The sequence below is a fragment of the Pseudosulfitobacter pseudonitzschiae genome, assembly GCF_002222635.1.
GTDB lineage: Bacteria > Pseudomonadota > Alphaproteobacteria > Rhodobacterales > Rhodobacteraceae > Pseudosulfitobacter > Pseudosulfitobacter pseudonitzschiae_A.
This window is the reverse complement of sequence record NZ_CP022422.1, coordinates 1-23,306: the sequence shown is the minus strand read 5'-3', so window position 1 is coordinate 23,306 and position 23,306 is coordinate 1. Positions and strand designations below refer to the sequence as shown.

Below are 23,306 nucleotides of genomic sequence, written 5' to 3'. Positions count from 1 at the left end.
GTGCATCTTCACAACTGTTTCCTGCCGTACATTTAGGCGGCGTGATCACAGGCGCTCGTCCCGACCTGAGTGCGCGATAGACAGGACGACAACAATCGCCAGCTGACTGATTGCTTTCGAACTTTATGCGCGCGCAGCTTTCTTGATCAGCTCCAGTTGGCCGACCGCATAGCGCTCCACAACAACCAATGTTTCCCTGCAGGCGAGAACTAGATCATCAGGCGGCGGCGTCTCGTCATAGTAGGTACCGTGGCATAGGGAGTTGATCAGGACACTCTTGAGCGTCATGTCCTCCTCGCCCGCAAGATGCTTGACGAAATCCGTCAGGCTGTCGGACTTGTCCGGCCTGCAGAAGCGGCCAATTGCCTCCAGCACCGAGCGGACTGAATTTGCGGTCCTATGATCAGGGTCTTTGCCGTTCGCCACCTCGTGGATGTCCATCAATTGCTCCTGGAAGGGGGCGATGTACTTGTTCAGGCGTGCAAGACTGTGGCTCTTGCCGTCGGTGTGAAGTGCAAACGCTGCATTATCATCGACCACACGGTTCGTAAGCGAAATATTGAAGAAATAGCTGCTATGGGTAAGCAATAGTAATTCCGGCCTCCAGCACTTTTTGCCATCAATCTTTCCTGGATTTATCGAAATCTCACCCTGATCCGAAATGTTCAGGTTCTTGAGAGTTTGCGCAATTGCGAAGACAAAATCATAAGACATTGACGTAATCGGATCGTCAAAGACGAGAAACAGCTTCTTATAATCGCTGCCTGTTGCTACCTTCTTGTGCGTGCATGCAATGAAATAGCAGAAAGAAATTGCTGTCTTCTCGCCGTCACTCAACGTCCGATGCGGCCCACGAACCATTTCCTGTTCACCGCGCTTCAGCACAAACTTGGTCTTGTCGAAAACGTATTTGTCGGCGAAGAACTCTTTTAGGAGCAATTCAAAGGTTTCGGCAACACGATCCCGGGCTTGTGCCGACGGACTTGCCTTTTCCAGCTCACCCAAAGCGTTCTGCTTCAAGACAACATCGGCATGAAATCTCCGCAGGTTTTCGATGTCGGGCCAATTTCCGATAGCGAATTCGCGCTCAAACACCGCGCAAGCCTTGCGTTGTAGAATCTTGCGCTCTTCATCAGCTTTCTCGACAGCTGAATTCAGCGCTTCCGCTTTCTCGTTGTTCTCGCCGATGACCTTGTTGATCGCCGCGATACAAGCGGACAGGTTCTCGGCAGGAAGCGCAGCCGCGGTTCCAAGTGCTGAGGCCTTCTGTTCGATCACCGACTTTACAGCCGCGATCGCTTCCCGCACGCTCTTCAGCGCATCCGCGCCGTCGCTGACTTCAGTATCCTTTTTCGATGGCACATGCCGCTTAAGCGCGTCGTAGCGGGACTTCTGCCTTGCAAGCTGGGTTGCCGTCGGATCCAGCTGCGCTTCCTTTTGTCTGAGCTTTCGAAAGAAGTCCCTCAATTCCGCTTTGTGCTTCTCTTCTTCGTCTTCAAAATATTCGATGTAGGCATCAATTACCGCCTTGGGATCAGGGTCCGTGATACCCTGTTCGCAGAAGGGGCATACGGTCCGGTGCTCATCTCGAATGATCTTTGCGCCTTCCTCGTAAAAGCCGTGATGCGCATCGATCTTCTTCTTGATTGCTTCGGAGACACTTGATGGGGAGGTCGGGCGCTCAAGCGAAGCAGCAAGGGCGTCGAGATCGACATCATTGGTTGCAATGGGTTCGATTTGCCTAGGATAGGCAGGTTCTGCAGGTATTGCCTTGAGGCTATCGAGGTCCCTGATGATGTCGGTGAGAGATTGCTTCGGCGCTTCTGGCTTCTCTTGAAAGGTCTCCAGAAGTTTTTCCAGAGAAAGAGCCTTGTACTCTCTCAGTTGTTTGTTGATGCCTGCCTTCTCGTGCAGCTCGGATTCTTTCGCGGCGGTAAATTTGTCGTCTAGCGTATTGTATGCCTCGGAAGCCTTCGCCCTTGCTTCTTCCAGCGTCTTCTTCGCATCATCGAGCTTGATGTTTTCGCTATCGACGGCGATCTGGTTTTCAATCTCGCCATCCAGTTCGTATTTTCGTTCCCGTAGCTCTTCTTGCACGAAATCCTCGGAGAACACGTGGAAGATTGTGTCATTGACCGTTGCTGTGACCGCATCTCCAGCCTTTTGAAGGTCGAGAGTTCCCATTGCCGTCGTACCGCGAGAAAACGCGAACGAGCCGGAGCCATCTGTGGATTCGTCAGAAACAAGGTTGAGAGCGGCGCCTGACACATCTTCCTGCTGGCCGTAGAGATCAAGATACCGGAAGGCGCGCGACAGGAAGGACTTGCCGATACCGTTTCGCGCGAAAACCAGGTTTTGATTGCTCTTCGTCAACTCTCCATCGAGAGTGAAGACGGGGCCGAGATATCGGGCGGACACGGAAAACTTTGGTTTTGGTACTGTATTCATTTTTCAAATCCATCAAATCAAGAAAACTCGAACCCTTGTGTCCAGCTTCAATATCCTTTGGCACAAGCGCCGATGGATTGGCGCTCACTCGTGATTGGTGCCTGCGGGCAGCCATAAGTCAATATCATCTGGCACAATGCTGAACCCCCTAGCCATGGCTCTGCCGAACTCGGTTGTTGGCCAATGAGGTGTCTCGAGCTTCCATTTTCTTTTTCGCAAACGGATGTGCTCGCACGTACACTGAGCATCAGCTTTCCGCCCTCTATGACCGTCAGACCATGCCCACCGCCCTACCGGTGAATTGGCTTTTTGCCACCCTCCTCCTCTCGCAGCATCTCTTCCATTTCATCCAATCCATCGACAGCAGAGCGCATCTGCGCCTCATCATCCACGCCCACTGTCTCGGCATCCGCAACCTGGCCCCCAAAATCCATTTCCATCTGTCGCTGTTCCTCGGCGATTACGGCTTGAACGACAGGCGCAGTCTTCTTTGGGGTGACATCGGTTTGCCCTGACGATTGGCCATCAGCAGCCTGGCGTGCGGCCTCAACGTCGGCGTCGGGTCCGCCTGCTCCGTCCGAAGGCGGCGTCATCGGCATGGCGCGCACACTCAGCGGCAGCGTGCCCTGCGGCCCCCCTCCCCCCGGCTTCGGAAACGGCAACTCCCCCGTCTGCGCCGCGTGGATCGCCTTGAACAGCCGATCGTCAAAATATTGGATCCGCTTCGCGCGGACCGGCATCTGGGCATCGATCACCATGACGATCTCGTCGAGCGGCAGGCGGCGCGCCTCATCCTCGGGCAGGAGAGAGCTTTCTTCGGTCCGGGTGGACTGGCTGCGTCCTTCAAAGGGGTTCTTGCCGATGGACTGGGAGCGCGTGATGACGGTTTTCGTGGTCTTGCCAACCGCCTTGCTCAGTTCCTCGACGGTTTTTTCATCCGAGGGCGTCAGGTAGAGCTTCACGCCCGCGTTGCCCTGCAGGGCGCGCCGGGTGTTTTCGCCGTAGATTTCATCGAGGGCGGGGATAGTTTGGGTGACCACGGCCAGGTGACCGCGATAGGTCCGCAGGGTCTCGATGCTCTCGACCACGATGGGCATCTTGCCCAAGCGATTGAACTCGTCGAGCATGATCATCACGGGCCAGGGCTCATCCGGCCCTGGGTCCTTTTCCTGCATGGCGGAGAGGAGATCGGAGAAGAAGAGCCGGATCAGCGGTGCCAGCGGCTTCACCATCAGCGGCTGGACGACAAGATAGACCGAAAAGGGCTTCTTGCGGATCGTCCGGAAGTCAAAGTCCGACACCGCCGTCGCCTCATCGATGGCGGGGTTTTGCCACTGGTCCAGCCCCGAGGTCATCAGGAGCGAGACATAAGAGGTCAGCGTGTCGTTGTTGGTCGAGGCCAGCCGGGTGAAAATCAGCTTGGCGGCCCGGTTATCCACCTCATGGCCCCGCGCGAAATATTCCTTCTGCTTGTTCCCGCCCGAGGCGGCGATGCGGTAGATCTCGCCCAGGGTCGGACGCTTGCGCTGGAAGGCCAGAAGCCCCGCCGCCACGAAGAGATCGATCCCGCCTTTGAGGAGGCCCTGCACCCGGTCATTGTCGCTCTGCAGGAACAGCGTCGCCAGGAGCTGCAGTTCCATCTGCTGGCGCGCGGGATCTTTCAGCTCAAAGATGCGCAGGAGCGGGTTGTAACGATGCGTGCGCTTGCCCTCCCAATCGGTGGGGGCAAAGCGATAGACCTTGTCGCCTTGGGTGGCGCGGTGCCGGGCCGTTGCTTCGAAACATTCGCCCTTTACATCGAGCGTCACGGCGGAGCCTTGCCAGGTCAGCAGGTTCGGAATGACAAAGCCCGTGGTCTTGCCGCGGCCCGTGGGGGCCACGATCAGCGCATGGGGGAAGACCTTGGAGCAGATGTAGTTGGCGCGGGAGCCCGGCGGCCCCAGCTTGCCGAGGATGAACCCGGTGCCCGGCGCCCCGAAGAAGCCATTGGCCTTCATCTCGCGCGCGGTCTGCCAATGGGTCTGGCCAAAGCGTGTCAGGGCGGACCCCGAGAGAGCAAGGCTCAGCATCAGGCCGGCAGCGGCAAAGCTGCCGATGATCAGGTGGATGAGTTGGGCGTCTTCCGGGCGGCGATCGAGGATCGCCAGGTAGTTCTGCGCGATATAGGCAAAGTCGATCTCGGCCCCGAAGCCGAGATCCTGGTAGGTCAGCACCGCCGAGGCGATGGTATAGCCCATGGCACCGGTCACAAGCGTCACCAGCAAGACCCCTGTTGCGATCCGCGCTTTTCCCATGGAGGCGCTCAATGGACCTGACCCCGCTCGGTTTCGCCATCCACGTCTGTCGCGCGGTGTTTTTCGTATTCGGTGTCGGCAAGATCATCGACTACCTGGCGCAGGGCCTCCGTGTTGGCCGTCGCTGCATCCGATTGCAGGTAGACCTTGGCGACATAAAGCCGGTCGAGGCGGTCCTCGAGAACCTTGTCCAGCGCATCGGCATCACCGGATGTGAGCCGCTCAAGTTGACGGTCATCCAGCACCCGCGCGATCTCGGTTCGGAAAGCGTCCCGCTCCGCCTCGGTCTCGAAAGGCGCGGACAACTCCCCCGCCCGCTCATGCTCCAGAACACGCGCAATCTCGTCTGCGAGGCGGTCGGCACGGTCAGACTGCGGCGCAGTTTCATCGCGGGTGGCTAGACGTTCGTCACGCGTGCCAACCCCAAGCCCCTCGCGCAACTCTTTGTCGCGGCGAACCTGATTGATGGCCTCCGTGTCCCGGATCTCCACAACGGCGGCATAGGTCGCGCCGAGCCCACGGGCGAGGTGGGACGGCATGTCCGGATAGCGCGCGCGCAAGTCATCCGCGACCGCATCTGCAACGGGCGAACGGAGGTCGCGTCCCTCCATGATCCGGTCGACCTCGCGAGTGATCTCGCTGGCGCGGGCCGCATCGGTGATGGTCTCCCTGTAGGGCTCGGACCGGTCGATCACATCGCCCGGCCGTGCGATCAAGTCCGGATGCGCCTCGAGATAAATGCGCTGCTCCGTCTCGATCCGACGCTCCGCCCTTGAGGCAACCTCCCAGTCCCGATCCTCGATCTGCTGTGTGGTCAAACCCTCTGCGCGCATCTCCTGACGGAGTGTCCCTTCCATCGCCTGCACCGCGTCCCGGTGATAATGGAACCGCTCGCTGACCGCTTCTGCTTCAATGACGCCATCCTGCCGCAGCACGTTTTCCCGTTCCAGAAGCGTGCCAAGTTCGACATGCACATCGTTGAGAATGTCGCGCGCCTGTTCCAGATCCGCGCGGCGTTCGAGGTTCAGATCGCGCGCCTCGGCCACCTTGGAGAGATCATCGGCGATCCATTGATGCTCGAGAGCTGCATTTGAGGCGCCCGTCTCGATCCGGGCCACCACTTCCGCTGTGCTGATCCCCGTGCCCCGCAGCGCAGTGTCGATCCGCGACCGCAAGTCCGTCTCGGCAAGACGGTCCAGCTGACTGGTGTCGATGTTCGCCTCGGAATAGATCCCACCCTCCGAGGGGTCGTCTGATAGCGTGGATGATCGCAAACCGAGAGGCTGCATGTGCTGGACCTGCGTCTGGATCTCGATGAGGCGTTTTTCCAGCACGGGACGTTCGGCGTCAGACTTCTCGGCGATCATGCCCTGCACCCGCGCCAGCTTCTCCGCATAGAGGCTTCTCAGATCCTCGAAACTTTGATCCTCGGCCATATACACATCTCCTGTTCGGTCCACCTGCCCGCCCCGCGCCAGCACCTCGCCCGCGCGGAAGAGGGCCGCGGCGATATCCTCGCGGGCCTCGCGCGAAGCCTCTGCGGCAAGCGAATGGTAGACGGTCCTGGTGTTGGCGATCTCCGCCAGCGTCCGGGTCAGGTCCTGCCCCACGCGCTCCCGCTCGCGGGGTGCGCGACCCTCTTCCTTCGCGGCATAAACTTCGCGGGTGGGGGCCGGGTAATGCACAACCCCGCGATCCACCCGGCGCGTGGCCTCCAGGCGCACACCATACTTCTCCGCCTCTTCGACCATGGCGAGGCGGAAGTCGTCATAGTTGAAGCGATGGTTGCGCCCCAGAAAGAAGAACTCGCCTTCCTGCGAGCGGCGGTTCAGCACCAAATGCGCATGCGGGTGATCGCGGTCCTCATGCACCGCGATGATGTAGTCGAAATGCCCCGCGTCGGTCTGGAAGAACCGCTCGGCCACGTCCGTCGCAATGTCGCGCACATCCTCCCCACGCGTGCCCACGGGGAAGGACATGAGCATGTGGGTGGTCTGTCCGAGCTTGGGCCTGAAGCCCGCATCCCACCGCTTGGCAAAGCGCTCGGTCAGGTCCTTGATGTCGCCGGCCTCGAGCTTCGCCTTGCCATCCAGAAACCCGCTCGAGTCGACGATATGGGTCGACTTGGTGGTGAGGTAATCGAGCTGGTTTGAGAGCTGCGATTTGGTATGCGTACCCCCGCCCCGGATCGCCTTGAAGACCGCTGGCCGATGCCCCGCAGCCGCGCGCACAAGCTGGGTCTGCTTGGCCACATGCAGCCCCTGCATCGAGCCCCGGACGCGGCTCCAGCCATCCCGGAAGACCTCGCCCGTGACGGCATGGACAGCATCATTCAGCCGCATGGGCAAACTCCCTCAGCGCGGCCGTGGCCTCCAGCTGCATGACGTCGCGCCGACGCCGCAGCAGCAGGTCGATCTCGTCAGCGGAATCCAGGATGAACCGCGCCAGCCCGCGCATCTGCGCAAGGCGCAATTCGGTGAACTCGGCACTCGTGCCTCCCCCGGCCCCCTGCCCCTGCCGGTTGGCCCGCGTCATCTGCTTGGCGATCTGCGCGACCCCATTGCCGACCTCGTGCAGAGAGGCGCGGTAGCGCGCCATCTCTGCTGCCATCTGCGCGTCCGGAACGAACACGCCGCCCGCCGCCTGAATGAGCCGCCGCAGCCCTTCGGCCCGGCTCTCGATCCCCGCCTTCGCCAGCACCGCGTCGAGCGCCTCAAGCTCCGCAGCCGTGACCTTCACACTGACCGCTGAGACCGGGATCGCGGCATCCGTCTGGCGCTCGGCATCGGCTTTCAGGACATAGCGCACGGCCCGTGATGTGACCTCGAAACGCTCGGCCAGCTCAGAAGTCGACACACCCTCCGCGGCCTCGCGGACGATCTGCATCTTCTCCATCTCTGTCAGGCGTTTTGTTCGGGACATGCGGAAGAAAGACCCCCTATTTCCTGCCACCTTCCACCAAGGCTGCCCCTACCTTACGATAATATACCGACCTGTCAATTATATACTTACGTCGCATTCAGGCTCAGGCAGCCTTGGTGTCCGCTTCACGCCGCGGCCCGCAGGGACGCGGCTCTGCCGCCCTCACCACCGGGCGACCCACCTGTCCTAGGGGTCCCCTTCCCCAGCACCGCCCGAGGGTCTGGCCGAACACGCACGTGTTCGGACGGAACCGCGGGCGGGCGCAACCCCTCCGACAGGGCGGACAGGCAGGGTCAAGGAGGGCCAGATTTGGCTTGCCAAATCTCTGCCGCAAAAACCGGGAGGCCTTGGCCGATAGGTTTTTGTGGATGGCCCCCTTGAGGCTGCCTGTCCGCCCTGTCGCGGCCTGATCATTCTGGGGGGAGTGCGTCCCTTGAACGCGCAGCGACCGGCACCAAGAGGAGGTCGCTGTAGGCGATCACACGCGCCGGTGACGGCATCCCTGGAACAGGGATCGGGCCGCCCCAAGATCGTCCTGGGGCGGCCCATCCTCGTCAGAGGATTTAGTCCTGGGGATCTTTCGCGCTCGGTGGGAACATCACCAGCTCCGAGACCGCAACGGGAAAGTCGAGCTTGAGGCTGAAGAACTCCGATCCATCCCCGTTGCGGGTGTTGCGGAACATCGCACCCACGCGCTGAAAACGGGTGCGCTCCTGGCCATCGGTATCGGTGAACTTGACGGGGACGGTGGCGACGTAGTGGTTGGTCATTTGGGTTACTCCTTGTTGCGATGGGGATCACCCGGCACGGGGCAAGAGGCCCGGTCGCAAGCGCAAATGCGGAGGGTCCGCGGCTAGCCGTGGAAGCCGTATTTGTGCTTGCCGAAGCGTGAGCTGAGGGCACGAACGGGCCGACCCCGTGCGATCCACATCGATGAGCAAAAAGGAGAGACCCAAATTTGTGCCGCCACTTTGCAGTTGCGTTCGCACCCGTCGATACCGGTCTGAGGTGGCTTGGTTCGTTCTGATCCAATGCATCTGGATAATGATCCGTCACGCGCATCACGCTGCGGGTCAGCGTTCAGCCGCGCGCGATGATCCGTCGTCTGTGTTGGGTGAGTGCCCCTGCTATCGGCACCAGGATTGAGGGGGTGGGGGACAGCTGGTGCGGCCACATCGGTATGGCACGGCCAAACCTTCAGCAATGAGCGTACTGCCCACGTCCCGACCGTCAACGAACAACGAGCCACAAAGCCGCCCGAAATTGCATCGATCGGTGCCTTCAGTCCCGGGCCGGCAGGAACAGGCCACGCGCTCAAATTCAATTGACGCCGCACCCCGCACCAATTGACCAAGACGCGCTGTTGCCTGTTCCCCGACCTGGCGCTCTGCAGTGCAGGATGGTCTCCATGTCTCAGGCGCGTTAAACCCGACGAGACGCACGTTCGCTGTCATGCCTCGAATATCAATCGTATCACCATCAATGATCCGCACATCGCTGGCTCGAAGCGACCGGTCTTGCGAGGCGGGTCGCTCTGCAGGTGGCGCGACCGGCGATAGGAAACTGGAAGACATCCAGCCCACTCCCAAGTTAGACCGAATTTGGGTCCATTGCCCTTCATCGCGAAGCATTTCGACGCGAGTCCCTTCGCTCAAGACGCCCATCACAGCGTTCGCGGTAGACGGCTCAGAACGTTGGTTGACACGTGTCCCTGTCACATAGACGTAAGTGGTGTTTGTCGTTTGCGATGTGGGAATTGCTGACGGACTGTAGGGCGTGGATCGTGAACTCGACGTCTCAAACAATGATCCAACCAACGCGAAGAACCCGACAGCGATCACCAACGGCACCATGATTTGGCGTTGAGCCTTGCGCACGGCACGCCGAGGTGCGGTGATTGCGCGGCTCACGGAGATCGAACGGGGTCTCGCCTGAACGGCTCTGGGGCTGCGCTTTGGTGCTGGTTTCGAAGTGCCGTCGTCGGCAGCTGCCCTTGTCTGGGCCGGTTTTTCCCCTTCCAGTTTCAGGACTTTGTGCAGGCTGGCGTACTGAGCTTTGCTCAGACGCGTCTCCGTCCCGTGACGCTCAAACCGTTCAGCCATGTTTGTGAGAAAAGACACTTCCCAATCGTTTGCCTGCCCGGACCGCAAACGCGCATCAATGCGTGATTGGATCTCTTTGGTGCGTTCCGGAGAAAAAGGCATTGAGGAAAAACCTGTTCGGGTGTTGAGCTGCGCAACAAATGTCTTCTGCCGCACGGCCACATTAAGCTGTGATTGCATCGAGATACCATCCAGCCATTCCCAAAAACAGATTGGCCGGATTGCGATCACCAAGCCTGTCGATGCCCGTTGCTGGAGCTCACTGCGATACCGCCGAGGTTCGCACACATCTGGGAAAACAACGAAATGGCCGCCCGAAGGCGACCCTCTCTCTTCAATCCTGCGACGCCTTCTTCGCCGGGTCCGCAACCCGCATGACCGTCAGACCTTTCGCTTCCGCCTTCTGCCCGAGGTTCAGCGCGACCCCGTTGCCGCCGAAGAGTACAACCCCCGTCGCCGCGAACTTGTCGTCCAGCATTTCGTCGTTGCACTTGAACGGTGCCGCCCGCCCGTGCGCGGACCAGCGCGGATCGAAGCGCGCCTGCGCGACCCCGCGTGCCCGGGCCCACCGGGCCGCAATCATCTCCGCCCCGTGCTTGCCACCCTTGTGGCAGAGGAAAATCTCCTGGTTGCGGTTCTGCTTGATCCGTTCGCGAACCTTGTCGAGCGTGTTGAAGATCACATCGACATCGGTCCAGTCGGTGGCGCCTGAGACGATCAGGGGCACCCCCTCGACTTTGGATTTCTCGGCAGTCTCGCGGTCGTGCTGCTCGAGGAGCTGCCGCGCCTCGAAGACCGCCCCGGTCTCTTGCGCCCGGACGCTTGCGCGCGACCCGGCTGACGGGATGAAGGCGTGGCCCGTTTCGCTCTCGTAGCATTCCGCCGCCGCCTCGCTCATCACCTCGATGGCGCTGACGATCTCGCGCAGCTGCACAAAGCGCGCCTGCGCCTCTTCGAGCGCGGTCTCGGCGATCTCCGATCCGTCGTGGGATTTTGCCAGCGCGCCGATCTTGTCCGCGGTGCGGTCGACCTCCTTGCCGAGTGCCACCTTGCGGCGCTGCAGGATCGTCGCGAGCCCATGGGCCAGCGGTTCGATTTCGGCTTCAAGCCCGGTCCCGCGTAGCTGACCGAGCAAAGCCTCGAAGCTCTCGCGGATGATGCGGTCGGTCAGGATGTGATCCTCCGGGATCGGCAGCTGCGCGTCCTTCTCGGTCAGCCCGAAAAGTTCGATGGTCTCGTAGGTGTTTGCAGTGTCGTACGCCATTTCTGGTCTCCAGTGTTCGGTTCCAAGGCCACCACGTGAGTGTGGGGGCATGGCCGAATGCCTGGTTTCCGAATCTGCCCGGGTCAGGGACGGCGCAGCCGCCGGCTTGCCGGGCGCAAAAGTTTTCCGCGCGCAGCACCGGACACATGCGCGCGCTCACGCACGGGACCGCCCCGCGCCACGGGCACCGCCCTCGCCGAAAAGTTTTGCGATCCTTGACGCGGGCTGATTTGGGGGCCATCCGGAGGATATGCTTCCACGCTCATGTGTGTGTGTTTTGACGGTAGGTTTGCCCGACCCGAGCAGGCAAACGACCCGACCGGACGCGGGAGACGGATGGAGCGGCGGGATCGTTTTGGCCTCGGGCCAAAACAGACCAGAGCGCAATCCGGCGGAGCGGCCGGGGAGGGACGTGCTCGCGAGGCGGGCAAACCGGGGGCCTGGGTGCAACGCCGCGGTGAGGCCGCATGGCCGAATGCGCGACGGACCGAAGGGCCGTTCTCCCCTGCGACACGCGAAGCCGAGCTGGGGAGGCCGCAAGGCTGGGACTCAGGTTGATGGTCGAGTGCACAAAACCGACACACTCCGCATGCAAACCGTGCAAATTGTCTGGTCTATTAAAGGGTTCGGATGTAGAAAAGACCCTATCAACGCTGAAAATGATCATTTAGAAAGAGCAGTTCGACTTTGGCTTCCGCCCAACAACTCATCGGTCTCGTCAAGAGCCACGCAGAAGGGGACGCTGATCGTTTTTACGATCTGGCGATGCAACTCTCGGCGGCCGAAGAGCAGAAGGGACACACCCGGCTGGCTGAACAGTTGCGGCAGTGGGCTGAAGCGGGGCAAAAGCCGCCAGCAAAGCGAACCCCTGCAGTCACCCCTATCGCAACGCCTCGCGGCGATCTTGCAGAGTTTCTTGCCGCGTCCTATCCGACGGAGCGACTCGTCGATGTAATCTTACCGGATAGGATTGGGAGTGAACTGTCGCATCTCGTCTTCGAGACGCGTATGCGCGAAAAGCTCGAGGCAAAAGGCCTGAAGCCGCGGAGGCGCGTTCTCCTCTCTGGTCCTCCCGGTACCGGCAAGACACTGAGTGCGTCAGCACTGGCCGGGGAGCTGCAGTACCCCTTATTTTCGGTCATGCTCCACGGTCTAATAACGAAGTTCATGGGCGAAACGGCGCAAAAATTGAAGATGGTCTTTGATGCCATCAAGACGACACGCGGTATCTACCTGTTCGATGAAATTGACGCTTTGGCTGCGGCCCGAGGCGGTGAGAACGATGTCGGCGAAGCCCGGCGGGTTCTGAACTCATTCTTGCAGTTCCTGGATGAAGACACAGGGCCTTCGATCGTCGTCGCCACTACAAACTTGCCGGGAATTCTTGACCGCGCCGTGCTGCGCCGCTTCGATCTCGTGTTGCCCTATGTGATGCCCGATGGTCCCGCCATCCGACAGGCACTCGAACGCCGTCTGATCGGTTTCTCGTTCAATCGAATAGGATGGAAGCGGGTGACGGATGTCGCCACTGGCCTCTCAACGGCCGATATTGTGGCGGCGGCGGAAGATGCCGCGAGACGTGCGGTTTTGAATGATACTGACAAGATTGCGACACAGGATTTGCTTGACGCCCTCGAACGCCGACGGTCGCTCCAAGATTTAGGGACCAATGACAATGGCACGAGAGCTTCCACACTTCCACCTTCGCAATCTAGGACAACCTCGCCCATTCAAGGCAAAGGGCAGGGGCGGGTCCAAAAGACCAAGTGATGTCCCCAATCGCGCTGCGCACGCCCAAGCGCTGCTTCAGGCCATCGACGCGTTGCCGGATATTTCGGCCACTGAGCTTCCCGGCGTTTATCTCGAAATCAGCTCCCGTATCGACGAGCGCCTGAAAAAGGATAGCCTAGACGCCAGTGGCCTTATGCTTCTCCGCATCGAAGATTTTCCTATTCCAGGTGGCGCCCAAGAGCGTGCGACGGTGTTTGCAACAGCCAAGGGTATTGAGAACCTGCGCAAGAAGGTCGACCAGTTTCGGACGGAAGACACGCCTGATCGCGAAAAAGATGGTGAATTCATCCTGGGCCGACCAAAGAATGCAGACTTGGTTCAAAGCGTCACTGCCATTACGGAAGCGGGATTGCGTGCCCTCTGGCGCAGCCCGCCGGGCAAGTTTCCCGCGGCGGATATTGCGGCAGTCTGGGAGGTTTGGCTCGAGCCCCAAATGACCGAGGCCTTCGTTGCAGCAGCGCCTAACTATGGTGTGACTGTGGGCGCGGATCGGCTGGAGTTTCCCGAAGATACAGTGGTGGTCGTCCAGGCCGATCGCAATCAGCTTGCCCAAGCCGTCCGGCGACTGGGTGGCGTACGCGCACTTGCCGCTCCGACAATCACTGCAGATTTCTTTGACGGCTTGCCGGTGGTCGAACAGGCACAGTGGGTTGATGAGCTTTCAGGCCGGACCACCTATTCGGATCACCCCAATGCTGGCTACGTTACGCTCCTGGATACTGGTGTCAGTCGGGCGCATCCTCTGATTCAGCCGGCGCTTAGCGTGGATGATCGACATGCCGCAAATCCGGCTTGGGGATTGGAGGATGTGAAGGGCCATGGAACGCAGATGGGAGGACTCGCGCTCTTTGGCGATCTGACGCAAAAACTTCATCAGGCGAACCCAGTTATGGTCATGAACCGTCTGGAATCCGTCAAACTCCTGCCAGATGCCGGCATGAACCCGCATCATCTCCTAGGCGCGGTGACCAGGCAGGCGATCAATGCGGTCGAACAGGTTGGTCCCCGACGCCGTACTTTCACCATGACGACGACGACGGGTGAGGACACGCCGCACGACGGTGCCCCGACCTCGTGGTCGACGGAAGTCGATCAGCTTGCCGCCGGTGTTTCAGGTGGACTCAGACAGCAGCGCCTGGTGCTGGTTTCGGCAGGGAATACCGACAACTTCACCTTTGGTGCCGGAAACTACCTCGACCGATGCGATCACGAAGACAACGAGATCGAGTCGCCTGCCCAAGCGTGGAATGTTTTGTCTGTTGGAGCCTTTACCGAGAAGACTGTACTGCCAAACGGAGACCCGGCCCAAGCGCTTGCACCATTCGGCGATCTATCGCCAGCTTCGAGAACTGCATCGTGGTCGTCCCATTGGCCGAACAAGCCGGACGTTGTCCTTGAGGGCGGAAACTGGGCGCTAAGTGCCATGCCTCCGCCAATGCGGCACGGATGGTTATCGCTCCTTTCGACGCACCATAATTATCCGGTCCGATCTTTCACATTCACCTTCGACACCAGCGCTGCGACAGCGCTTGCAGCGAAGGATGTAACGGAACTCTGGTCGGATTATCCGACACTTTGGCCCGAGACAGTCCGTGGTCTCTATGTGTCTTCCGCGCGTTGGACTCAGCAGATGCGAGCACATTTGCCGGCCCAAGCGAACAAAGGTCATTACATGCCGCTTTTTCAGCGCTATGGATTTGGCGTTCCGGACATGGCCCGTGCCCGCCGCAGCGCGTCGAACGCGCTGACACTCATCGTGGAAGACACGATTACACCCTACGGAATCTCCGAAAAGACCGGCGGTGATGTCCACAATGAGTTGAAGCTTTTCGCACTACCCTGGCCCGTTGAGGCTTTGCGCGCGCTCGGCAATGCCGACGTTACCTTGCGGGTGGCGCTAAGCAGCTTTATTGCTCCAAACCCGTCAGAAGCCTCACGCGGCGTTCGTTATCGCTACGCATCCCACAATCTGCGGTTCCAACTCAATCGCGCCGGCGAGAACGAAGCCCAATTCCTAGCTCGGATCAGCAAGGCGGCCGAACAGCCCGACGGTCCCGCAAACGACGAGGATGATCTTTGGGAATACGGTAGCAATCGGCGCCATGTCGGATCGCTGCACATCGATCAACTGACTTGCAAGGCATCAGATCTCGCAAGGCGAAACTTGTTGGCCGTTCACCCAGTCACTGGATGGTGGAAATCCAAAAAGCTTCTCGCCGAAGGTTTGCCTTCTGTGCGCTATGCATTAATCATAGAAATTGATGCGGAAGGGTTGGACACCGAACTCTATGCCGAGGTTCAAGTAGCTGTCGAAGCCCTAATTGCCGCTCAAGCGGTTGTGCAAGTTTGACTCTATTGGAGACCCTGTGCAGCGCTTCCAATCTAGACAATGCATCTACATCGGACCGCCTCATGCAATCGCCATTCGATCGCTCGACTGACCCAGACATGGAAAAAGGGGAACCGTGGTCCCACGGCTCCCCTTTCGGTTCAGATCGTCTCCCCCTCGCGCGCCGATTAGGCAACCAGCGACAGCCCCGCGCCTGCGTCCTGCGGTTGCTCACCGCTGTCGATGAACGGGATGATCGAGAAGGTCTGCCCGCCGCGCTGTTCTTCGTTCTGCACGGCGTTGACGCGCAGGTCGCCATCAGGCGTGTTGATCAGCAGCGACAGGTAGTCATTGCCCGTGCGGCTGCTTTTGGCCATCCAGGCCGAGCCAACGCGGATCGGTGTGCCCCGGGGCGAGCTGACCTCGATCCGGTAATCGGGGTGGGTCTCCTCGGATTTGTAGCTGTTCTCGATCAGCATGAACTCCAGATCGAACATCATGTTGGCGATGTAGCCGGTGAAGGCGTTGTCAGCGTCCATGGCGGTGAGCTCGCCCGAGATCGAGCCGGATTTCATCAGGCCGTTCGAGACCAGCGGGATGATCTCGAATTCGCCGCTCTGGGCCGCGCGCGCCTCTTTCGTCTGCACCGCGTTGACCCGGAACGGGCCGAGGCCGACATCGATCTGCATCGAGATGTAGGGGTTGCCGCTGGTATTCCCGGTCTCGTTCCAGGCCGTGCCGATACGCACCTTGCGGCCTGATTTGTTGACTGCCGTCACGTCGTAATCCGGGCTGCGAGCGGACATCTTGGCCCGTGCCTCGAGCTGGATGGCGATGTCAAAGCGCGTCGAATGGATCATGCCGGTGTACTCGGCGGCTGCGGTCTCGACATTGCGGGTGAGGGTTCCTGCGAACATGGGATGGTTCCTTTTGGATTGGCCGGTGCCTGACGTTTTTGCCAACGCATCCGGGATTGCTTTCTCGACCCCTTGAGGGATCACAAATCAGAAAGCCTGCTTTCCTTTCAGCCCCGCCCACGGGTCAAAGCTGCCGTCCGAGTGGGAATGCCCCCGCGCCTCCGGGTGCTACGCCCCTCCCCTGCCCGTCTGGTCTTGATTGGTTGCCCGGATTTTCTGCGGCGTCCTTCGATTGCGCGACGAAGAACTCCGTTTCTTTTCCGTTCAACCGGTGCCCGCCCCGGTCGGTCAGACCGATGCAGCTACCATTCGGCACATAGGTGATGAGGTACTGACCGAGCCGGTCCTTGTGGACAACGTAGCCGGTATTGGCCCAATGCACGGTCTGGCCGGCATCAACGGCCGCCTTGATGTCTTCGAGTGTCATGCGAACCTCCTTAAGAAGAATGGTGGGGAAACGATGCAAGACGCCCGGTCGTCCAACCGGGCTTCCATGCAAGATTTGTTTGGCAAACGGCCGAGAGCTGTCAGGCGCTTTGCGCCGCTTGCATCGCGCGCGCCGCCATCCAATCCTTCAGGCCAAGAACCGTTCTGCCGGCGGCGACCTCGGATGCCCAGGCAACCCTTGGTTCGCCGCAGGGCTCGGAGCCGACATGCCGGTCGATATGGCCATTGGCCATCCATGGCTCAGGTTGGATCCGTCGCAGCCAGTCCGCCAGGCTCGGAATGCGGCCCTGGCAGTCTTCGCGGATATGCTGCTCGCCGATCCAGCGCACGGGAATGTCCCGACCTGCGCTATTGGTCAGTGTCAGGCCGAAGACACGTTCGGCCTCGAACAGGCCTTGGGCATGGTGGCGCATGGCGCGGTGCGTGAAGAGCGCCAGGTGCTCTTTCGAGGCGTCAAACCAATCGTGCACAGCCTGATAGTCAGACGGCACGCCACCGAATTTCCGGGCGGAACTTTCGGCATGATGAAGCGGATGGGCCATCTCAAAGACCCTCGACATAGCTGTGCGAGCATTCGACATAGCAGTCCGCGTGATCGAGGGTGATGCTGTCGGCTCCGATGTCCCAGGTCAGCGTGCCATAGCCACCCTCGTTGTTCTCAAACCCCGGGTGATGGTGATAAGCGAGTGACCAGGCGAAATCGCCGACCTCGGTGGAAAGCGGCTCCGGTAGTTTGACGTCCGCAGGCTGCACCGTCACATCCTTAACATTGCCGGAATCGCCATAGCCTTCGTATTCGGCAGTGACCTCGCTGATGCCAAGCGCACGTAGTTGCGCGAGCAGCTCCACTCTGGATGCCTTCAAGGTGGTTTCGCGCTCTGCACGCCACTGAGCCGCCATTGCGGCATAGTCGATCTGGGGATTGGTCATGGGTCTGTCCTCTTATCTGAATTTGGGGGGGCCGGGCGCGGCATTGGCCCGCGCGCGCCCGGAACGCGCAGACCGGCCAAATCCCGATCCGCGACGCCCGACCAAAAGCCCGCTTTGACTTTTCAGGCGGCTTGGTCCGCCGTGATAGCAGGCCCCTGCCCCACGATCCGGGCCAGAATGCTGCCCGTGTCGATCCCGTCCCCATGCGGCAGGAACACCCGCAGCTGGAAGGAAATGATCTCCGTGAAACACCCCATGGCCTTGAGGCCTTCGATCATGCCCTTGTCCGCGCCGCCAAGCTCGAGGCGCATCTCGCCTGCGACCCGGCGACGGGTCAGGGTCAGTCCCCGGCCCAGATCGACAGGTTCGGTGGTGCCGAGGGCGGCGGTCAGCATCTCCTGCGGTGTTTGCGGGTTGGAGACGAGGAAGCGGGCGCGCAGCGCTGCCGCCCCTTCTTCGCTCAGCGTGCGCCCGATCATCGCCGTCGTCCCGTCAGGCGTGACCCGGTAGATGCGTTCATTGGTGGTCGGAATGTCCTTCCAGATCGGCAACAAGAGCCCGGTCAGCAGGTAGAGCTTGGTTGTGGTGGTTTTTGGCAGGGACGCTGCCTCGGCATCCCAAAGCTTTGCAAACTCGGGCCTTTCGATGTCTTCCCAGGCCGAAGACGTGAACCGCGCCTCCTCCAGGTAGCTCGACCCGTTTGGCCGCACAACCTTGCGCATCAGCGTGACGATGTCTTCGTCATACATCTGCATGGGCCGCGCCGAGATGAGCGCCGCGCGACCGGAGGCGCGATTGACCATCGGCAGCTTGTCCGGATTGCGCGATATGGCGTCATCCGCCGACAGCACGTGGACCGGGTCCGTCACCTCGAGCCCGATGATCCGCGTCACGGCGCCAGATTTCGGGCAGGTCCAGAGATCCTCCATGGAGACCTGTTCGATCTTTTCGCCACGCAGGGTTTCGACGCCGAGATCGAGCGTGCCTGCCGCGCGCGCCCTTTCCGTCTGATCGGTGATCCGGCGCATGAACTCGGCAAAGAGGGCGTTCTGCATGTGGATGGGCAGGGCCAGAACCCGGTTGAGGAAGCGCTGGATCGGGGGAAGCTCCTCAAGCAGCACCCCGTCCTTGTCGATCAGCCGCAGGGCCGTCCAGTCGGTGAAGTTCTCGTAGCTCATCGCCTCGGCGCGCCCGGCGGCAAGATCGGCGAAATACCCACGCAGCGCCGCCCGCGCGATCGGGCTTTCGAGATTATCCTCCTCGCGGAACATGCCTTGCGAACCGGTCTCGCGCTGGCCCTTGGTCAGGGCCCCCAGCTGGTCGAGGCGTTTGGCTATAGTCGAGGTGAAGCGTTTCTCGCCATGCACATCCGAGGTGCAGACCCGGAAGAAGGGCGCGCTGACCTGGGCAGAGCGATGCGTGCGGCCGAGCCCCTGGATGGCCGCATCCGCGCGCCAGCCGGGCTCCAGAAGATAGTGCCGCCGCCGTTTCTGGTTCTTCGCCGTTTGCGCCGCATGGTAGGATCGGCCCGTCCCGCCCGCATCGGAGAAGATCAGGATATCCTTTTCGCCGTCCATGAAGGCTTGGGTCTCCGACGAATTGCTGCTGGCGGCGCGCTTCTCGATGAAGAGATGACCATCCTCGGCCTTCAAAGGGCGGATGGAGCGCCCGGTGACCTCTGCGACGGCCTCGTCGCCAAAAGCCCAGAGGATCTGATCGAGCGCCGAGGGGATCGGGGCGAGCGTCATCAACTCCAGCATGGCCGCATTGCGCAGGGCGAGCGCCTCGCGCGTGACAACGAGCGCGCCGGTCTCATCCCGCAAGGGTTCCGCCACCATGTTGCCGTCAATCTCCACGAGCTTTTGCGCATGAATCGGGAAGGCCTGTTCGAGGTAGCCGAGAACATAGTCGCGCGGCGTCAAGGCACCCTCGACGAGTTCATCCTCGGGATCCATCGTCTCAAGCCGGCGTTTCAGCAGACTCTCGCCCGTCGAGACCACCTGGATGACGCAAGCCTTGCCCGCCGCCAGATCGTCCTCGATGGCGCGGATAATGCTTGGAGCCTTCATGCCCATCAGGAGATGGTTGAAGAAGCGCTGTTTCGTGCTCTCGAAGCGGGATTTGGCCGAGGCGCGTGCGGCCGACGCATTGGTCTCTCCCGAGGCGTCGTTGACGCCGGTCGCCGTCAGCGCCGCTTCGAGATTGTGGTGGATCGTCCGAAACGCGCCCGCATAGGCGTCGTAGATCTCGATCTGGGCCGAAGTGAGCGCGTGTTCGAGCACGTCATACTCCACGCCATCAAAGCTGAGGGCGCGCGCCGTGTAGAGGCCGAGCGTCTTGAGATCACGCGCGACCACCTCCATGGCAGCCACGCCGCCGGCTTCCATCGCAGAAACGAAGCTCTCGCGGCTTGGGAAGGGGTATTCGGGGCCCTGCCCCCAGAGCCCCAGCCGCGCGGCATAGGCCAGGTTGTGCACGCTCGTGGCGCCCGTGGCCGAGATGTAGAAGACGCGAGCGCGGGGTGCTGCCAGTTGCAGCCGCAGGCCAGCAAGGCCCTGCTGGGAGGGTTTGACCCCCCTGCCCTGCTCGGACCCTGCCGCGTTCTGCATGGCATGGGCCTCATCGAAGGCAAGAACGCCGTCAAAGTCTTCACCCATCCAGGCGAGGATCTGGCTCAGTCGCGTGGTGCCGCATTTGCCCGCGGACCGCAGCGTGGCGTAGGTGACAAAGAGGATACCGTCGCCCATCGGGATCGGCTGGTCCGGTTTCCATTTGGAGAGCGGCTGGATGTCGGCTGGCGAGCCGCCGAGATCGGTCCAGTCGCGGATCGCGTCCTCGATAAGCGTGGCGGATTTGGAGACCCAGATCGCCTTTCTGCGCCCGGCCAGCCAGTTGACAAGGATGAGGCCCGCGCATTCGCGCCCCTTGCCGCAACCGGTGCCGTCGCCGAGGAAATAGCCAAGGCGATAGGCACGTGCATTCGGGTCATCATCGGCGCGCGTCAGCTTGGTCTGGTCCTCATCGATGGTAAACCGACCGGGCAGATCACGCCCATGGGCATCATGTGCCATGATGATGGTTTCCAGCTGCGCCTCGGAGAGATCTCCCTCCTCGATCAACCGTGCAGGCAGGCGCAATTCCGCACTGGCCGCGCCTGAGGGCACCGGCGGCGCAACAGAGGCCATGGCGATGCTCTCGACCAGCGGCGTGGGATGTTCCTGCGCACCCGCGATCTCGATCCGCTGCGGACGGTAGCGCGCATAGATATCCGAGACCGGCGTGTTGTCGCGCGGGACATCGAAGCTTGTGAAGCTGAGCGGGATGGCAGCATTGGCGCGGGGTTTGGAGGCGGCGAAAGGCGCACCGGCGGTCTTGCGTGGGGCAGCTACTGGACGAACCGGCCGCCCGTGAGGGATCGCTTCAACCCGTTGGGCCGGGCGCATCTCGGTCCGTGTTGCGGCCACGGCATCGACATATGCCAAGGCTTCATCCAGATCCCGCACAGGGACGCGGATCATTTCGCCGTCCTCCTGCACCTTGTCGAAGACCATCAGCTGGGTTTCGACAGAGGTGCCGAGCTTGCGGTAGACCTGCCCCGGCATCGTCAGCGCCAATCGTGGCGTCAGGAGACCGCAGGCGCGGGACCAATGCGCGGCATCGCGTTCGGGCGTGAACCCCGGCGGCATGATCGCCACCAGGCGCCCACCTGGTGCCAGGCGCTTTGCAGCCGCAATGAGATGTTTGGCAGCGATGTGCTTGTCCCGGGAGCGATCGACCGAGGAGGCGAAGGGCGGATTCATCACCACGACGTCGGGTAGAACCGGCGTCTGCAGCAGATCGTCGATATGCTCGCCGTCATGGCCCGTCACCTCGCCACCGAAAACCGCGCGCAGGAGGCGCTGGCGAAAGGGGTCGATTTCATTGAGCAAAAGCGTGGCACCAGCCCGGGCGGCGAAAGCAGCCAGGGCACCGGTGCCAGCCGAGGGCTCCAGTACAGTCTCGCCCTTGCGAATGGCTGCCGCCCGCACGACCATTGCCGCGAAAGGCAACGGCGTGGAAAACTGCTGCAGCCGGATCTGCTGCTCTGACCGGCGGGTTTCCGTCAGCAGCCGCGAGGCAAGCAGCTTTGCAGCGGCGATGTCATCTGCCACGCCGTTCCCACGCAGCAGCACTTGGACAGCCGCGGCCTGCATCAGGTCATAGGCTATGCGCCAGTCCCAGGCGCCCCCGGCATCGCTGCCATGAAACGTCTCGCGCATGATGCGCGCCAGCGCTGAACTGCGCAGGGGTTGGTGGTCGACCTCCGCACCGATCTGCACGAGGGCAGAGGCGAGGTTAGCGTCGGATTCAACAGGATTGGGGAGCGTTGAGCGGGGCTTGGACATGGGGGTTTCCTTTGGATCAGGGTCTGAGTTCCAAAGGACAAAAAGCCCGCTTTCGCTTTTCAGGATGACGGGATCAGACCGCGCTGACCTCCAAGGCTTGGTCAGGACTTGGGTTCGACCTGCCGCTTCGCATCAATCAATGCCTGTGCGGCATGCATCACTGGAACCTGAGATGTTCCGGCGCGTGCATCCTCAAGCGCGGCCTTTACCTGCGCGCAAAACCACGCGTCATAAGAATTCGCTTCAGCGGCCACGGAAATGCTCCTCGAGCCCGATATCCAGCAGCTTGCCGAGGTCATCGGGCATGTCTGCAACGCGAACCGGAATTGGGAAACGGTGCCGCGCCAGGTCAGGCGCGAATTGCTCCTCTTGTCCGGGGTGCTGCCCATCCTTTTCCGCCTCAATCATTGTGCTTTCTCCGACCGTATCATTAGCCGATGCTACATCTTCCAGCGGGGCGTCGTAAACGATAATGCCAAAGGGTCACAGCAAGCTGGCCCACTTACCGATCGGGCACCGCTTCAAGGGAAGTTTCGAACCGCTTGTCCGCCGCCGCGGCTTCTTTCAGGAGCGCGTCAAAATTGTCAGGTGGGTTGCCATCTTCCAGCATCCCTTTGAACGTCGCATAGGCATCCGTCTTGCTGCCATAGGCGCGCAGGGTCTTGTCGTCGTTCACCCAGGCCACCACGATGACCTTCGCATCGCTGTTGAACCGGTAGAACAACCGATACTGTTGGAAGAATTTCGCCCGGAACCAGTGCTTGCGGTGATCGCCGAGTGTGCCGCCTTGCCGGAAGGCGGCGGCACCCGGATCTGCCGGTATGGCCTCGGTGACCAGCTTGAAGATGGCGGCCAGCCGTTTCGTGGAATTCTTCTTGCGCCAGGTCTTGGGATCGCGTGCCTTACGCGCCTCGACTTCCTCGATCAGCCCTTCGAGCTGGTCCAGAAAGAGCGGATGCGCATAAATCGACCATCCGTTTACGACAAGGGGCGCTTGAGCGGGCACGCTATCGCCGGTCATTCATCCTCGAGCGATAGCGGCGCATCGAGATCGACGTCAACGTCTCCGACCAGTGCTGCAAGACGGTCATGCAAAGCCCCATCGAACGCCCGAATGCGGTCCGGATGCGCCTTGATATCGGCCTCGACAAAATCGAGAAAGGCTCCGAGCACGGGATCTTCCTCGTCGCTGCGCACGGGCTCGATATAGACCCTGCCACTCGGCTCGGTGCAGTAACGAATCTGGTCGCCCTTTCCCAGCTTGAGCTGTTTGCGCACACCCGCCGGCACGGTCGTCTGATACCGATCCGTGAGTTTCGAGACATCTTGTGCGAGGGCTGTCATGGCAGTCTCCTGAAGAAAAGGTTCTTTGCTGCCCGCGATAGGTAATGCATTTGCATTGCCTTGTCAAGACAAGCCGCAGCATCTGCTGTCGCCGGGCAGGTCGATGAACCGTCCGGCGCAGGACCTAATTTCG

The 23,306-nt window shown here is 61.0% G+C and carries 18 protein-coding genes; 2 read left to right on the top strand and 16 right to left on the bottom strand.

Annotation, left to right across the window (positions count from 1 at the left end; translation table 11 throughout):
- Positions 1 to 123: 123 nt before the first annotated feature.
- From SULPSESMR1_RS24505 to SULPSESMR1_RS24475, 7 genes are all read right to left on the bottom strand, one after another.
- Positions 124 to 2,448 (bottom strand): AAA family ATPase, encoded by a 2,325-nt coding sequence (locus SULPSESMR1_RS24505; protein WP_089423643.1) that lies wholly within the window; start codon positions 2,446 to 2,448, stop codon positions 124 to 126.
- Positions 2,449 to 2,738: 290 nt separating this feature from the next.
- Positions 2,739 to 4,742: a type IV secretory system conjugative DNA transfer family protein gene (locus tag SULPSESMR1_RS24500; protein ID WP_089423642.1), complete on the bottom strand. Its 2,004-nt coding sequence runs from the start codon at positions 4,740 to 4,742 to the stop codon at positions 2,739 to 2,741.
- Positions 4,743 to 4,750: 8 nt separating this feature from the next.
- On the bottom strand, positions 4,751 to 7,084 hold the full coding sequence (locus SULPSESMR1_RS24495; RefSeq protein ID WP_089423641.1) for a relaxase/mobilization nuclease domain-containing protein: 2,334 nt from the start codon (positions 7,082 to 7,084) through the stop codon (positions 4,751 to 4,753).
- Positions 7,071 to 7,664, bottom strand: coding sequence for a transposase (locus SULPSESMR1_RS24490; protein ID WP_089423640.1), 594 nt, complete (start codon positions 7,662 to 7,664; stop codon positions 7,071 to 7,073). Before SULPSESMR1_RS24490 ends, SULPSESMR1_RS24495 begins: the two co-directional genes overlap by 14 nt.
- 563 nt (positions 7,665 to 8,227) lie before the next feature.
- The gene (locus SULPSESMR1_RS24485) at positions 8,228 to 8,434 is read right to left on the bottom strand and encodes a hypothetical protein (RefSeq protein WP_007120662.1); all 207 of its coding nucleotides are present in this window, start codon (positions 8,432 to 8,434) and stop codon (positions 8,228 to 8,230) included.
- A gap of 357 nt (positions 8,435 to 8,791) precedes the next feature.
- Positions 8,792 to 9,328 carry a thermonuclease family protein gene (locus SULPSESMR1_RS25915; RefSeq protein WP_434223030.1) on the bottom strand — a complete coding sequence of 179 codons (537 nt, stop codon included), beginning with the start codon at positions 9,326 to 9,328 and terminating at the stop codon, positions 8,792 to 8,794.
- Between the two features lie 772 nt (positions 9,329 to 10,100).
- Entirely contained in the window at positions 10,101 to 11,030 is a 930-nt protein-coding gene (locus SULPSESMR1_RS24475) for a DUF2493 domain-containing protein (RefSeq protein WP_089423638.1), read from the bottom strand.
- 687 nt (positions 11,031 to 11,717) lie between these two features.
- On the opposite strand from SULPSESMR1_RS24475, the gene SULPSESMR1_RS24470 reads away from it, so the two are divergent.
- Both SULPSESMR1_RS24470 and SULPSESMR1_RS24465 read left to right on the top strand, forming a co-directional pair.
- Positions 11,718 to 12,800: an AAA family ATPase gene (locus tag SULPSESMR1_RS24470; RefSeq protein WP_089423637.1), complete on the top strand. Its 1,083-nt coding sequence runs from the start codon at positions 11,718 to 11,720 to the stop codon at positions 12,798 to 12,800.
- A gap of 52 nt (positions 12,801 to 12,852) precedes the next feature.
- Entirely contained in the window at positions 12,853 to 15,171 is a 2,319-nt protein-coding gene (locus SULPSESMR1_RS24465; protein WP_250161509.1) for a S8 family peptidase, read from the top strand.
- Between the two features lie 167 nt (positions 15,172 to 15,338).
- Here the strand turns inward: SULPSESMR1_RS24465 and SULPSESMR1_RS24460 are convergent, their stop codons facing one another.
- The 9 genes from SULPSESMR1_RS24460 to SULPSESMR1_RS24425 form a co-directional block, all read right to left on the bottom strand.
- Entirely contained in the window at positions 15,339 to 16,067 is a 729-nt protein-coding gene (locus SULPSESMR1_RS24460; RefSeq protein WP_066010382.1) for a DUF736 family protein, read from the bottom strand.
- A gap of 124 nt (positions 16,068 to 16,191) precedes the next feature.
- Positions 16,192 to 16,494: a hypothetical protein gene (locus tag SULPSESMR1_RS24455; RefSeq protein ID WP_089423635.1), complete on the bottom strand. Its 303-nt coding sequence runs from the start codon at positions 16,492 to 16,494 to the stop codon at positions 16,192 to 16,194.
- Positions 16,495 to 16,594: 100 nt separating this feature from the next.
- Complete coding sequence (locus tag SULPSESMR1_RS24450; protein ID WP_089423634.1) at positions 16,595 to 17,056, bottom strand: DUF6915 family protein; 462 nt, start codon at positions 17,054 to 17,056, stop codon at positions 16,595 to 16,597.
- Between the two features lies 1 nt (position 17,057).
- A complete protein-coding gene (locus SULPSESMR1_RS24445) occupies positions 17,058 to 17,444 on the bottom strand; it encodes a DUF6878 family protein (RefSeq protein ID WP_089423633.1) in 387 nt (128 codons plus the stop codon).
- A 122-nt stretch (positions 17,445 to 17,566) separates the two neighbouring features.
- Positions 17,567 to 21,829 carry a strawberry notch family protein gene (locus tag SULPSESMR1_RS24440; RefSeq protein ID WP_089423632.1) on the bottom strand — a complete coding sequence of 1,421 codons (4,263 nt, stop codon included), beginning with the start codon at positions 21,827 to 21,829 and terminating at the stop codon, positions 17,567 to 17,569.
- A gap of 101 nt (positions 21,830 to 21,930) precedes the next feature.
- On the bottom strand, positions 21,931 to 22,083 hold the full coding sequence (locus tag SULPSESMR1_RS24435) for a StaA (RefSeq protein WP_089423631.1): 153 nt from the start codon (positions 22,081 to 22,083) through the stop codon (positions 21,931 to 21,933).
- Entirely contained in the window at positions 22,073 to 22,237 is a 165-nt protein-coding gene (locus SULPSESMR1_RS25315; protein WP_198362936.1) for a hypothetical protein, read from the bottom strand. Before SULPSESMR1_RS25315 ends, SULPSESMR1_RS24435 begins: the two co-directional genes overlap by 11 nt.
- 94 nt (positions 22,238 to 22,331) lie before the next feature.
- Positions 22,332 to 22,850 (bottom strand): type II toxin-antitoxin system YhaV family toxin, encoded by a 519-nt coding sequence (locus SULPSESMR1_RS24430; protein ID WP_089423630.1) that lies wholly within the window; start codon positions 22,848 to 22,850, stop codon positions 22,332 to 22,334.
- Entirely contained in the window at positions 22,847 to 23,173 is a 327-nt protein-coding gene (locus SULPSESMR1_RS24425; protein WP_005668772.1) for a type II toxin-antitoxin system PrlF family antitoxin, read from the bottom strand. The genes SULPSESMR1_RS24430 and SULPSESMR1_RS24425 overlap by 4 nt, the downstream gene beginning before the upstream one ends.
- Positions 23,174 to 23,306: the final 133 nt, after the last annotated feature.